General features: G+C 44.0%; 11 protein-coding genes. 6 read left to right on the top strand and 5 right to left on the bottom strand.

Annotation, left to right across the window (positions count from 1 at the left end):
* Positions 1–2 precede the first annotated feature (2 nt).
* Positions 3–632, bottom strand: coding sequence for a BLUF domain-containing protein (locus AAEY79_RS00320; RefSeq protein WP_201565906.1), 630 nt, complete (start codon positions 630–632; stop codon positions 3–5).
* Positions 633–1,180: 548 nt separating this feature from the next.
* On the opposite strand from AAEY79_RS00320, the gene AAEY79_RS00325 reads away from it, so the two are divergent.
* The 4 genes from AAEY79_RS00325 (at position 1,181) to lspA (ending at position 7,573) form a co-directional block, all read left to right on the top strand.
* Positions 1,181–2,818, top strand: a complete 1,638-nt coding sequence (locus tag AAEY79_RS00325) for a carbon-nitrogen hydrolase family protein (RefSeq protein WP_025650935.1) — start codon at positions 1,181–1,183, stop codon at positions 2,816–2,818.
* A 310-nt stretch (positions 2,819–3,128) separates the two neighbouring features.
* Positions 3,129–3,680, top strand: a complete 552-nt coding sequence (locus AAEY79_RS00330; RefSeq protein WP_025650934.1) for a protein disulfide oxidoreductase — start codon at positions 3,129–3,131, stop codon at positions 3,678–3,680.
* Between the two features lie 421 nt (positions 3,681–4,101).
* On the top strand, positions 4,102–6,963 hold the full coding sequence (gene ileS / locus AAEY79_RS00335; RefSeq protein ID WP_352286744.1) for an isoleucine--tRNA ligase: 2,862 nt from the start codon (positions 4,102–4,104) through the stop codon (positions 6,961–6,963).
* Positions 6,956–7,573, top strand: a complete 618-nt coding sequence (gene lspA / locus AAEY79_RS00340) for a signal peptidase II (RefSeq protein WP_025650932.1) — start codon at positions 6,956–6,958, stop codon at positions 7,571–7,573. The genes ileS and lspA overlap by 8 nt, the downstream gene beginning before the upstream one ends.
* 304 nt (positions 7,574–7,877) lie before the next feature.
* Here the strand turns inward: lspA and AAEY79_RS00345 are convergent, their stop codons facing one another.
* Genes AAEY79_RS00345 through AAEY79_RS00355 form a run of 3 tightly spaced genes read right to left on the bottom strand, consistent with a single transcriptional unit; the run spans position 7,878 to position 10,174 of the window.
* On the bottom strand, positions 7,878–8,675 hold the full coding sequence (locus AAEY79_RS00345) for a hypothetical protein (RefSeq protein WP_352286747.1): 798 nt from the start codon (positions 8,673–8,675) through the stop codon (positions 7,878–7,880).
* 12 nt (positions 8,676–8,687) lie between these two features.
* Entirely contained in the window at positions 8,688–9,482 is a 795-nt protein-coding gene (locus tag AAEY79_RS00350; RefSeq protein ID WP_352286750.1) for a hypothetical protein, read from the bottom strand.
* Positions 9,483–9,502: 20 nt separating this feature from the next.
* On the bottom strand, positions 9,503–10,174 hold the full coding sequence (locus tag AAEY79_RS00355; protein ID WP_352286753.1) for a DUF1294 domain-containing protein: 672 nt from the start codon (positions 10,172–10,174) through the stop codon (positions 9,503–9,505).
* Between the two features lie 166 nt (positions 10,175–10,340).
* Between AAEY79_RS00355 and AAEY79_RS00360 the strand changes: the two genes are divergently transcribed.
* Together AAEY79_RS00360 and AAEY79_RS00365 are read left to right on the top strand one after the other, a co-directional pair.
* Entirely contained in the window at positions 10,341–10,838 is a 498-nt protein-coding gene (locus tag AAEY79_RS00360) for a peptidylprolyl isomerase (protein WP_101211820.1), read from the top strand.
* 56 nt (positions 10,839–10,894) lie between these two features.
* Positions 10,895–11,935, top strand: a complete 1,041-nt coding sequence (locus tag AAEY79_RS00365; protein WP_352286757.1) for an aldo/keto reductase — start codon at positions 10,895–10,897, stop codon at positions 11,933–11,935.
* 226 nt (positions 11,936–12,161) lie between these two features.
* On the opposite strand, the gene AAEY79_RS00370 is transcribed toward AAEY79_RS00365, so the two are convergent.
* Complete coding sequence (locus AAEY79_RS00370) at positions 12,162–12,962, bottom strand: lysophospholipid acyltransferase family protein (RefSeq protein ID WP_352286759.1); 801 nt, start codon at positions 12,960–12,962, stop codon at positions 12,162–12,164.
* Positions 12,963–13,214: the final 252 nt, after the last annotated feature.

The raw sequence follows: 13,214 nt of genomic DNA on the forward strand, positions 1-13,214 counted from the left end.
GTTTATGATAAATAAAGCAGTACCAATGCGACCATCAACAATAGACTCAAACAACCTTGGACGATTAAAAACGCTTGGTGCGGCGCCGCGATATGGCGAAACATATTGCCCAAGGCATTGTAAGTAATACCGGCGGCTTTTATATGTGGCGGCGTATCAAAGGTTTTGATAATTTGTAAAAACTGCTCGGTGCGCTCAGAAGTCCAGCCATGCGGGGTAAACGGTAAAAAAGGAGACAACTGCGCGGCTTGTTTCTTGGTCGCTGGTGACCATAACCAACGCTCCAAAAACAACAAGCGCATGCGCCAATCGACAAAGCTGCGCTGATTGATGACTCGCAATAGCAATACTTCAATATTCTTGTGACGGCTATCCGCAAAAATGCGTTTTTGCAGGTCGAATACCTCAGATTTCTTGCCTTCGATACATTGTAAAAAATGACCATTGCCATAACATAAAGTACCAGTGATACCATGCTGCTCATTATGATCGCGAGCATGACCTTCTACTTCATCGAATATTGAGGCTTTTAGCCGTGCACTGAGGGTAATACTGCTGACATACACCAATTGTATCAGTGCGGAATCTTCTACGGTTTCTAATGTGTCGACCGTGCGCGTTAAGGGCGTCATAAAATAATCCTAAAAAGCCGCCCATAGGCCGCAAAACAAAACAAGAAAAACAAAGACTACGTCCAAGCTCATTCCAGACTCATTCTAAGCTAAGCAGAGATAGCGACTCACAAAAACGTAGCAAATATTTACTACGTGGGACTGTCATTGATCCGCTACCTTGGTATGATGATTATCGAAATCAGCAGTAATAAGCCAAACTGGGACTAGCCAGAAATAATAAGAGATGTGACAGAACTTGGGCACTAGTAGAACAGAGGTAGTTTATTCAAGTACGATTGATACAGCTACTAATGAGGTCAGTATTCTTGAATAGAGACGCTTGCAAACCTACGAAAAACCCTTATCAAAATCTTTGATATGAGATGTGGTCTTTATAACTCATTGTAAATAAAAAGATAAATTATTGTAACGATTATATAAGTCGATTGGAATATTTTTATCGCCTTTGTTACACAAAAGTTTTTAGTTCTACTGATAACTATGGCTATTACCGCGCATACAGCGTTAACTTTACGACATTTATTGACAGCGAAGACAGGAACCTTATGAGTAAAATCGAAAAAATAGACGACTTTCACCTCACGATTGCTGAGATTAAGAAAAAAGATTATCCGCAGTTAAAAGCCTTGATGGATCGCGTATATGTGAACTTGGGCGGTGCATGGTCGAAGACTACTATTCATACTTTGATTGATGCGTTTCCAGAGGGACAGATTGCCCTATTTGACCACGATCAATTGATTGGTATCGTGCTATCGATGCGCGTTGATTATGCCAAGTTCTCTAACCCGCATACCTATGATGACCTGATTGGGCACAAAGAAATCATTAGAGACAATCCAAAAGGCGATGCTATTTATGGCTTGGATGCTCTAATTGACCCTGAATATCGTGGCTACCGTTTGGGTCGTCGTCTTTATGATGCGCGTAAAGAGCTGTGCCGCCAGTTAAACTTCCGAGCCATCTTGGCCGGTGGTCGCATTCCTAATTATCATAACCACAAAGACCTGACCCCTGGCGAATATATCGATGCGGTCGAGTCACGTGAAATCCACGACTCTGCCCTATCTTTCCAATTATCCAACGGTTTTATTGTTAAACGTATTTTGACGGCCTATTTGCCAGATGATGCTCAGTCTAAAGGTTTTGCGACGCTACTTGAATGGGCCAACATTTATTATGAGCCGCAAGACTATAAGCCAAACACCCGTAAATCAGAGGTGCGTATCGGTGGTATTCAGTGGCAAATGCGTGAGGTTGAATCGCCTGAGGAGCTGCTACAACAAGTGGAGTTCTTCGTTGATATTATGGCGGATTACAACTCAGACTTTGCTTGCTTACCAGAGTTTTTTAACGCGCCATTGATGGGTCTGTGTGAATCCACGGATCAAAACGTGGCCATTCGCTTTTTAGCCGGTTATACCGAATGGTTCAAAAACGAAGTCTCGCATCTGGCAGTCAGCTATAACGTCAATGTAATCACCGGCTCTATGCCATTATTGGACGAAGACGATACACTATACAATGTCAGTTATCTCTGCCGCCGCGATGGGACGGTTGAAGAGCAGCGTAAGATTCATATTACCCCGCATGAACGTAGCGCATGGGTCATCGAAGGTGGCGACGAGGTCAAAGTATTCGATACCGATGCGGGTCGTATTGGGATTTTAGTCTGCTATGACATTGAGTTCCCTGAGCTTGCACGCTTGTTGGCGCTTGACGATATGGATATTTTGTTCGTGCCTTTTTGGACAGATACCAAAAACGGCTATTTGCGGGTGCGTCACTGTGCCCAAGCACGAGCCATTGAAAACGAGTGTTATGTGATGATATGCGGCTCAGTGGGTAATTTACCGCAAGTTGAAAGCTTAGACATTCAATACGCACAGTCCTCTATTTTTTCACCCTCTGATTTTGCTTTTCCGCATGATGCGATTATGGCAGAAACGACAGCCAATACCGAAATGGTATTCTTCTCAGATGTGAATTTGGATAAGCTCACTCATGTCCGTAACGAAGGCTCGGTGCATAACTTGCTTGATCGCCGTGATGACTTATTTAGCTTAAAATGGAAGAAAAAAGCCAAAATTCCAGCGAGTAAATTAACCGACGAAGAGCGTCGTGAAAATTCAGGTAGCGTCCTCATCGGTGATCCATTACAAAATCGCGCGCAAAAGCCTTAGGCGATTCGTATAAAAAAACCCTCTAACAAAATACTTTAATAAACGGCTGACTATTCAGCCGTTTATTTTTATCTATCGCTGGTTCAAGATAATTTAGATGTAAGGAAGGCGAATGAAAGTACTATATAGTCAAGGAATTTTAGAATCGCTACAAGGCGACCGACCGCAGATAGTACATTGAGTACCTCTAGGGCGGGTAACACCGTAGCGGTTTAAAAGTGCTCTGACTATATATAGTAGACTGAGCGAGCCTGACAGCGTATCTAATTTATAGGGGATTGACTATGCCAAAGCAAAAAAAGCAGACACTATGACGACTGATAGCCAAAAGATAATTGAGACACCTAAAAAGACGTCGAAGCAAAGAACGTTGTCGATAGTTAAGACCATACTGTTATATGGCTTGATATTTGCGGTGATTTATAGCGCAGTCAATTGGTGGCGACAACCGGTCATGCCAGCCAATCCGCAACTGCAATTGACCGACTATCAAGGTCAAAGCATTGACTTAGCAGCGCTGAGTGAGGATAAACCGGCCCTGATATACTTTTGGGGGACTTGGTGCCCGATTTGTCGTGTGACCTCACCGACGATAGACAAGCTTGCAGCGGCAAATAATTATCCAGTGGTTACCATTGCGATTAAGTCTGGCTCAGATCAAGAGCTGCACCGCTACCTTAATGAAAATAGTTACCGCTTTACCACGGTCAACGATCAAGCAGGTGAGATATTTGCCGATTGGCAAGGACAAGTCACGCCTTCTTATGTGGTTCTAAAAGATGGCGAGATGACGCAAGGGCTGACCGGTATTCAACCACTCTGGTCGCTTAGATTGCGCTTGTGGTTGTCAGAAGTTTTTTAGCGCTTAGCCAGTTAGGTATAATCTAATAAATAGACAATCAAACTTGCCAGACCTATGCTTTAATGGACAAAGTATTTATGCTGACATCAATGATTGGTTTTAGTTAAAAACAGGACGATACTGGTCAGCTCTTTTTACCCTACCCATTTTGTCATATAATAGCTGCCGTTATCATATTCACTTTTCTAATTATTCTGTTAAAAATATTTTTTGTTGCAATCGTCTCATTAGCATTTATGATGGACGTAACTATTTATAAGCAACACGTTATAAGCTATATCTTTTAAGCAACACGTTATAAGCAACGTTTTCTAAGCAAAAGGCTAGCATCGATTATCAAATATTTGACCCCATATTATATTTAACCTTAAGCCTGAATTTCAAACGCAACCTCTAACCCTCATTTTAAAAGACGCCTTCTATGACTGATAAAAGCACTGATACACCAAGCCAAGATTATAAAGACACGCTAAACCTTGCCGACACGCCTTTTGCGATGCGTGCAAACCTTGCCAAACGCGAGCCAGATTGGCTGGCTGCATGGGAAGCGGATGATGTGTACGGCAAAATTCGTCAGGCGCGTACAGGTGCGACCAAATACATTTTGCATGATGGCCCTCCATACGCCAACGGTCAGATTCACTTAGGTCATGCGGTCAATAAAGTGCTCAAAGACATTATCGTAAAGTCAAAAACCTTATCGGGCTTTGACGCGCCTTATGTGCCAGGTTGGGACTGTCATGGTCTGCCTATCGAGCAAAAGGTCGAAGCCAAGGTCGGCAAAGTCGGTCAAAAAGTCTCTGCGACTGAATTCCGTGGTCTGTGCCGCGAATATGCAAGCACGCAGATTGAGCTACAGAAGGCAGACTTTAAACGTCTGGGTGTGTTTGGTGATTGGGACAATCCTTATCTCACGATGAACTTCCATCAAGAAGCCAACATCGTACGCGCTCTTGCCAAAATTTATGACAACGGTCATGTGACTCGCGGTATGAAGCCGGTCAATTGGTGCTTAGACTGTAGCTCCGCCCTAGCTGAAGCCGAAGTTGAATATCAGGACAAAGTCTCAGATGCTATCTACGTTAGCTTTGATGTGCTCGATACCGAAAAAGTTGCCGCATTGAGCGAAATCGATGGTAATATCGCAGCCGTTATTTGGACGACGACGCCTTGGACGCTACCTGCCAACCAAGCCATCGCCGTACATCCCGAGCATGACTATAGTGTGGTGGCGACCGAAAAAGGCAACTTCCTACTAGCGACTGATTTGGTTGAAAGCGCACTGACTGCGTTTAAGCTCAGCAATGAAGGCGTATTAGCGACTGTATCCGGACGCGAGCTGGAAGGTCTACGCGCCCAGCATCCATTGATTGAAGATCGTCAAGTGCCATTAATTTTAGGCGATCACGTGACTACAGATAGCGGTACGGGCCTCGTGCATACCGCACCGGGTCACGGTCTTGACGATTATATCGTTGGTCTCAAATATGACTTGCCAGTTGAAAACCCAGTGAGCGGTACGGGCGTCTATTTAGACAGTGCAGCGGTATTTGCGGGCGAGCATATCTACAAAGCCAATCCAAAAATCATCGCCGCCCTACATGAAAACGGTCATCTCGTTAGCCATACCAAGATTGAGCACAGCTATCCGCATTGCTGGCGTCATAAATCGCCAATTATCTTCCGTGCCACGCCGCAGTGGTTTATCAATATGGAGAAAGAAGGCTTACGTGAGCGTGCACTTGCAGATATCCCAGCCGTCAACTGGACGCCAGCATGGGGTCAAAACCGTATTGAATCGATGATGACAGGTCGCCCAGATTGGTGTATCTCACGCCAGCGTACTTGGGGCGTGCCGATTGCCTTTTTCACTCATAAAGAAACGGGCGAGCTGCATCCAAATACGCTTGAGCTGATGGAAGTCGCCGCAAAAAATATCGATGCTGGCGGCGTTGAAGCTTGGTTTGATGCCAGCTGTGAAGATTACTTAGGTACAGAAGCGGCTGATTATGATAAATCTACCGACACCTTAGACGTTTGGTTTGACTCGGGCACGACGCATTTTGCCGTCCTTGAGCAACGCGATGAATTGACCAATCCCGCTGATCTATACTTAGAAGGCTCTGACCAGCATCGTGGTTGGTTCCAGACGTCACTGCTTACCTCTGAAGCGATGTACGAGCGCCCGCCGTTTAAGCAAGTCTTAACCCATGGTTTTGTCGTCGATGAAAACGGTCGCAAAATGAGTAAATCACTGGGCAATATCATCACGCCGCAAGAAGAGATCAATAAAACAGGCGCAGACATGCTGCGTTTGTGGATTGCGTCGAGCGATTATCGTTATGAGATGAGCGCGGGCAAAACGGTCTTTAAAGGCGCAATCGATATGTATCGCCGTATCCGGAATACCTTGCGTTTTTTGCTGGCCAATACCGATGACTTCGATCCAGCAACCAACAGCATTGATATCAATGAGCTGGTCAGCCTTGATAAATTCATCATTGAGCGTACGCAAATCGTGCAAGCACAAATCATCGACGCCTATGATGCGATGGACTTCCACCAAGTTACGCAACATATTGCCGCGTTTTGTTCACAAGACTTGGGCAGCTTCTACTTAGATATCATCAAAGACCGTCAGTACACGACCCAAACTGATGGACAGCCACGTCGTTCTGCGCAAACGGCTATTTATCATATTGCCCAAGCATTGATTCGCTGGATTACGCCGATTTTGTCATTTACCGCCCAAGAAGCGTGGGAAGTATTGCAAGGTAAAAACGGCAACGAAGCAGGCTATGTGTTTACTGAAGAATGGTATACCTTTCCAAAGTTTGAGCTAAGCGCTATCAGTAACGATGACTGGCAACGTATTATGCAAGCAAAAGATATCGTTAATAAACATATCGAAACGGCGCGCGGCGAAAAAATCATCAACGCTAACTTATCTGCTGACGTTGACTTATACGCCGATGGGGCGATGTATGAAAGCTTAGCTAAGCTCAGTGAAGAGCTGCGTTTTGTCTTGATTACCAGCAATGCGACTTTGAAGCCAATGAGTGATGCACCTGCTGCTAGTCAGAATGACGCAGCAGAGCAAGCCGAAAGCAACACCAAAGAAGCGGCAGACTTAGTGGTCAATATTAGTGCTGCGACTGGCACTAAATGTGTACGCTGCTGGCATATCCGTAATGACATCGGTACCGATAGCGCACACCCTGAACTATGTGCCCGCTGCGTCACTAATGTCGCAGGCAATGGCGAGGTGCGCCACTATGCCTAATTCATCAAAAAACAATCTGCCACCTACTGACGTCGATAATTCGCCTAAACCTGCGCATGCAACAATAGGGAACTCAACGACGCCGAGAAGTCGCTTGACCAAAACGCCAAAAATGATTGCTAATGGCAGTCGTGCTTTTGTATGGTATTTGCTGTCGCTGGTCGTACTTATCATCGATCAAGGCACGAAGTGGCTAGCTGAAACCAACCTGACTTTCCATGAGCCAGTACCCGTGATTGAGCCATTCCTCAATTGGACGTTGGCTTATAACTACGGTGCGGCTTTTAGCTTTTTGGCGGATGCTGGCGGTTGGCAAAAGTGGTTTTTTTCCGGATTGGCATTATTAATGTCGCTATTCTTAATTGGCTATTTGGTCAAAGCGCCACGAAAAGCCAAGCTGCTTTCTGTCGGACTGGCCTTAGTATTGGGCGGTGCGCTGGGCAATTTAATCGATCGCTTGCTACATGGTCACGTGATTGACTTTATCCATGTGCATTATGCCAACGTTTGGAACTATCCTATCTTTAATGTTGCCGATATGGGTATTTGTATCGGCGTGGTGCTGATTGTGATTGACATGCTCTTTTTGGAAAAAAAGCGTGAGGTTTAACGATTATAATCGTAGCTAGTTTTTAGATTTAAAAGGTGGGTTTACGAATACGTAACCTACCTTTTCTTTTGCCTGTTATTTTTGATAAGTTAAGGTGTCGGAGCTGATCCTGCTATACGCTATTATCTTACCTAAGAAAGGCTATTCGACTAAAGCGCTGCTGGAATTTCTGACCGGCGACACTTCCAGCAGCTGAGTCTCATCAGCCTCTCTTAGATAAGGATAACCACTACTATCAGGGCTAGCGGTAAGATTATGTGCTTGCGGATAGACGTCGTGATTAAGTTTTATTATATATAAAAATTTAATGATGCACCCAAATACCAGCCTCACCCACAAAGTAAGTATGCGTGTCTTCGACTTCAATGTTGTAAACAGTCATGGTCAATGGACCTTCGCCCTCATTCCAATCAATAGTATCTGGATCTCTCCACTCACCTTGACGAAAGCCAAAGAACTCAGCATGCTCACGTTCGCCTTCAGGCGTTTGTTCTAATAGGCGTTGCTCCCATTCTGAGTCAGCTTGCCACAATTTATTTATCCATGATGGTGCTGGATCTGTGTAAAGTTCATACCTTCCTGTTAATAAATTAACGTATGATCCTTTGAGTTCGCCTGTTTCATCACCAAAGCTTACCTGATAAGCATATCCTTCTTTATTTGCATGATACATAGGTGTTATGCCTTCAGATCTATAGTCATACCCACCTCCACTATCAGTTGTAAAATAAGTATTATCCTTAGTCACCAAGATATCTTGAGTGTTCAATTTATCTGCTCTCACCCAACCTCTATTTTGTGTCCAAAAGGGATGATCTGCTGTCATTAATAGAGGCTCAGGCAATATCTGTTGTTTCTTTAACTTACGTCTTAGATTAACTCTATCTGCCAAATTTAATTGTGGATTTACATAAGTATTAAAATACATTATGAAGATTGATGCATCGTTATTTGTCGTCCGAGCTATCCTCTTGTAAACCAGATCACCCAATCCATCGGCAGGTTTAGATAATACTTTATCACCGACCTTTAGTTGTTCTATGGTCACTAGTCCTGTTTCTGTATGTACCAGTGTGCCAGTGGTGAAACCTGATTTATCCATAATATTAACTCGCTAAGATGATTTGATATTAGGCATGCTGTCATATACCCATAGACCTTGGTCGCAAACAAAGTAAGTATGAGTATCTGCTACCTCAATATTATATACAGTAGTAGTCACCGGTCCTTCACCTTCTGCCCAGTCGATACCTGCATCGTCTTGCCAAAAGCCAGTACGGAAATTATAAAACTCAGCACTATCTCTCAACTCTACTGGGGTTTGCTCTAATAAGCGTTGTTTCCAGTCCGAATCTTTCACGAAAAGCTTTTCAAATACTGGGGCATAACTTCCAAAATATAAAGTACGCCCTGTTTCTAAGTCAATAAATCGTCCATTGTTTGATTGATCATAAAAATTAGGAATAAAACCAACCGCATTTCTATCAGTTTTAAATACAACTTCAATTCCCCCTTCTTCACTACCTCCTTCAAAGAATGCAGATTCATTATTTTCTAAAACTGTAGTGTTACCCCTACCCAACTCTGCAGCAGTTTTCCATCCTATACCTCTCACCCAAAACGGATGGTTTGCGCTGCATATTAAATCCAAATAAAGGTCATGATTAGTTAGTTGCTCAAATGGTAAATCGTCTACAGATTCAGGTGTAAAAGTAGCAAAAAACACAGGTGTATTTTCGGTGACTATAGTACGAAGTACGGGGTTATAAACCAGATCACCTAAGCCATCAGCAGGTTTGGATAATACTTTATCTCCAATTTTTAATTGCTCTATCGGCACTAGTCCTTTATTAGTATGTACTAACGTGCCAGCAGTGAAACCTGATTTATTCATGATTATTTTATCCATATTCGCATCTTAGTTTTTATTTATAGCAGCCCTGATAATAAATTGGTCAGAGTCTCTAAACCACCGCCCGCCAATATAAACAACAACCCTGCCATATTAATCACGACGGTCAAATAATACGCCACTCGAAACTCAGGCTTTTGTGACTTGTGGCGCAGATACGTCTGCGCGACCATCGCCCCAACCCAACCACCTAGCGCACTTAACAGATGCAAGGTTGATTCAGGCGTACGCCAAGCGCCACTTTGCGCAGCTGCTTTGTCCTTGGCGTACATCGCATAAGTAATGACGCCTAATACTACATACCAAGCAAGTACTAACCAGCTTAGCTTATTCATGACCACCAATAAAATTAAAACCCCATAAAATCCAACGCCGAGGAACAGCCGTTTCTTTTGTCCAGCTTCAAACTCCGCTTGATGACTACGTTTTGCATTACGCTGACGGATTTGGCTGTTTTTTTGTGCCATTTTCTGCTGTACAAAGCTCAGCTCTTGTACGTCTTTTGCCTGCATCCGCCCTTGATTGTCTTGCCCAAGCGTAAAGACGACTTGCTCACCCACTTCAGGGCGACGGCGCGCTTTGAACTCATTGATATGAAAGAATACTGAGTCGCCTTGCTCAGTGTCAATAAAGCCAAAGCCCTTGTCATCTTGCCACTTCTTGATGTGGCCTTGTTGCTTATTTGCCATGCTTGCTCTCACCCTCATTTAGACATGCCAAATATAGTACACTATTTGCGTTACACTATTTACGCTTACAACCTTTCTCAGATGGCTTATCATTTCTCATAATTATCATTTATTATATGAATTTTTTGACCTGACTTCCCAATCTCGCAACAGATGGCTTTTGACTATGACCGACTCGCAATTTATCAATCCCAATGAAGACACACGCATCACCTTTGGCAGCCTTGTAAAGCTGCATTTTGAAGTTTCCCTAGAGAATGGCACGGTGATTGACTCAACCTTTAGCCGCGATGCGCCAGTGACACTGACCATTGGCGATGAGAGTTTACTACCGGGGTTTGAGCAAGTGTTAATGAACCTGCGCGCAGGTGATACGCGCTCTGCCCACCTTGATCCAGAGCAAGCGTTTGGTGATTGGAACCCTGACAATATTCAACATTTTAGCCGTACTCAGTTTGCGCTGGTCGCTGACAACCCTGAAATCGGCATGATGATAGAGTTTGAGGACAAAGGTAAAAACACCTTACCCGGCACTATTAGTGCCATCAGTGACGACGAGATAGAAGTAGATTTCAATCATCCTTTAGCTGGTCAATCTGTATTGTTTAAAGTAAAAGTATTCAAAGTAACACCGCCGGGCGTCACTGGTATCAAGCTAATGTAGTATAAAAATTGCTTTAGAGTAAAAACCTTATTTAGAATAAAAACAAGGATAAACAGATGCAATATCAAAAACTGCCACAAATTAATGAAGACGTTTCCAAAATCTGCTTAGGCACTATGACGTGGGGACAGCAGAATGACGAGACCCAAGCGCATGAGCAAATGGACATGGCGCTAAGCGAAGGAGTCAACTTTTGGGATACGGCGGAGATGTATCCCTCACCGCCAGACAAAGACAAGCAAGGCGATACTGAGCGCTTTATGGGTACTTGGTTTAACAAAACCAAGCAGCGTAATAAAGTCGTGCTAGCTAGTAAAATATCACCAATGGATTTTTTACGCGACGGGCAAACACGTTTTACGGCTGAACACATCAGTAGCGCCATCGATGGCAACCTTGAACGCCTCCAAACCGACTATATTGATATTTATCAATTACATTGGCCTGAACGCCAAGCGAATTTCTTTGGTCAGCGCGGTTATACTGCAGAGATGGCAGCGCAAAATTTGGACGACCTAACACCATTTTTGGAGACCATCCAAGCGTTAAATGACGAGATCAAAAAAGGTCGTATTCGTGCTTATGGGCTATCGAATGATACGGCTTGGGGTCTGATGCGTTATCTGTGGGAAGCGGATAAAAACGGTTTAATCGCGCCTATCACCGTGCAAAACCCTTATAGCCTGCTGAACCGCTTATATGAAGTCAATATGGCAGAGATTGCGCATCGTGAGAATGTTGGTCTGCTTGCTTATTCACCGCTTGGCTTTGGTGTACTATCTGGCAAATATCTCGATGGTAAACGCCCTGAAGGTGCACGTCTCACTATGTATGATCGGTTTGCCCGCTATGTGAACGAGCAAGCAAAATCAGCCACCGTACAGTATGCCAAGATTGCCTCTGATGCTGGTTTGGATATGGCGCAAATGTCGCTAGCTTTTGTCAATTCACGCCCATTTGTGACCAGTAATATTATTGGGGCGACCAGTACTGAGCAATTAAAATCGAATATTGACAGCATCGATTTGACCTTAAGCTCAGACGTACTAGACGCGATTGAAGCGGTACATACCCAGCAACCCAATCCGTCACCTTAGTTTATTATCTTGACCTATTAATTTGATAGTTAAGTTAATTCAATGCGAACGTTGGTCTGATACAAATCATACTGTCATAAATTGCGACTAAGGTATTTATAAGTTAGCGTATTTACATCAAAAGCAAAAGGCGCAAATCGCTAGCATTATCACTGCGATTTGCGCCTTTTTTTGGCTGATTTTCTAATTTAACAAGCGATGCTTTAGATGCTTATACTTTAGAAAATTATGCCTTAGGGTCGGTGGTTAACACCCGTGTGTGTAGCTCAGCCAAGCCTTCTTGCATACGTTTTTGTAGCAAGTCAGTTACTGAGCTCTTATTTAGACCCTTCGGATCTATTGGTTCTAGCGGCAATACATAAGCGGTCACATCCTTAGTATCAAGCACTTTTTTTAGGCTCTCTATCATCGTCAGCTTGCCATAATACGGCAGTGCTTCGCTGAGCGTACCGTCCTTATTGACATAAGCGATAACAATGGGGCGGACCGGTACATCTGCATCTATCGCTGCTTGTAACAAGGTACCATGAATGCGCTTGATTTTCTTGCCATCTGTGGTGGTCGCTTCTGGGAAGAATACCACCGAAAACCCTTTCGCCAAAAAGCTGGCTATCTGCGCTGCCACCGAGCCTGCATCGCCGGAACCGCGCTGAATAAACACCGTGCCTGCCGCATGAGCCAACTTGCCAAATACTGGCCACTCACCGATTTCTGCTTTAGATAAGAAAAAAGCCGGACTCACCGTGCCCACAACCGGAATATCCATCCATGACACATGATTGGATACCCATAGACCATGATGCTGTTGTACTGGCTCGACTTCGACGACCTTTACCCCAAATGAGCCGGCCATCTTGCGACAAAACGCTTGAATATAGCGTGGCAGCTTTTCGCGTGGTGGCTGTTTAAAGGCACCAATCCGCTGAGCGGCGCGTAGCCCTCCAGCGATCGTCGTGGTCATACCGGCAATCTGTTTGCCGCGACCCAATTGTTTTCTGAGTGAAAAGCCTGACTTAGCTTGGCTCATCTTCGTCCCTCATAATTGAATGTCTAGTTTTTGGATAGTGAAAAAACGAGCTAAGTATAACAAAATTCTGATGCTCAGTGATAGTTTGTTCACTCAGTGTTGTGAGCTGCTACTCCATATGTTCGTTTATATACTGGGTATTAAGAACTTTGAAAATTTGCAACGATAATGGCTGTAACATAAAGTCATCGCAAATTATGCGAATACCCTTTAATATCAAGTGATAAGACCACATATAGAGGGTCATATGAA

This window comes from Psychrobacter sp. GW64-MNA-CIBAN-0177 (assembly GCF_040309585.1).
GTDB classification, from domain to species: domain Bacteria; phylum Pseudomonadota; class Gammaproteobacteria; order Pseudomonadales; family Moraxellaceae; genus Psychrobacter; species Psychrobacter okhotskensis.

What these genes read in the sequence shown, in the direction of transcription:
- AAEY79_RS00320 (WP_201565906.1), bottom strand. Translation starts at nt 632, where the DNA reads ATGACGCCCTTAACGCGCACGGTCGACACATTAGAAACCGTAGAAGAT.
- AAEY79_RS00325 (WP_025650935.1), top strand. Translation starts at nt 1,181, where the DNA reads ATGAGTAAAATCGAAAAAATAGACGACTTTCACCTCACGATTGCTGAG.
- AAEY79_RS00330 (WP_025650934.1), top strand. Translation starts at nt 3,129, where the DNA reads ATGACGACTGATAGCCAAAAGATAATTGAGACACCTAAAAAGACGTCG.
- ileS (WP_352286744.1), top strand. Translation starts at nt 4,102, where the DNA reads ATGACTGATAAAAGCACTGATACACCAAGCCAAGATTATAAAGACACG.
- lspA (WP_025650932.1), top strand. Translation starts at nt 6,956, where the DNA reads ATGCCTAATTCATCAAAAAACAATCTGCCACCTACTGACGTCGATAAT.
- AAEY79_RS00345 (WP_352286747.1), bottom strand. Translation starts at nt 8,675, where the DNA reads ATGGATAAATCAGGTTTCACCACTGGCACACTGGTACATACAGAAACA.
- AAEY79_RS00350 (WP_352286750.1), bottom strand. Translation starts at nt 9,482, where the DNA reads ATGGATAAAATAATCATGAATAAATCAGGTTTCACTGCTGGCACGTTA.
- AAEY79_RS00355 (WP_352286753.1), bottom strand. Translation starts at nt 10,174, where the DNA reads ATGGCAAATAAGCAACAAGGCCACATCAAGAAGTGGCAAGATGACAAG.
- AAEY79_RS00360 (WP_101211820.1), top strand. Translation starts at nt 10,341, where the DNA reads ATGACCGACTCGCAATTTATCAATCCCAATGAAGACACACGCATCACC.
- AAEY79_RS00365 (WP_352286757.1), top strand. Translation starts at nt 10,895, where the DNA reads ATGCAATATCAAAAACTGCCACAAATTAATGAAGACGTTTCCAAAATC.
- AAEY79_RS00370 (WP_352286759.1), bottom strand. Translation starts at nt 12,962, where the DNA reads ATGAGCCAAGCTAAGTCAGGCTTTTCACTCAGAAAACAATTGGGTCGC.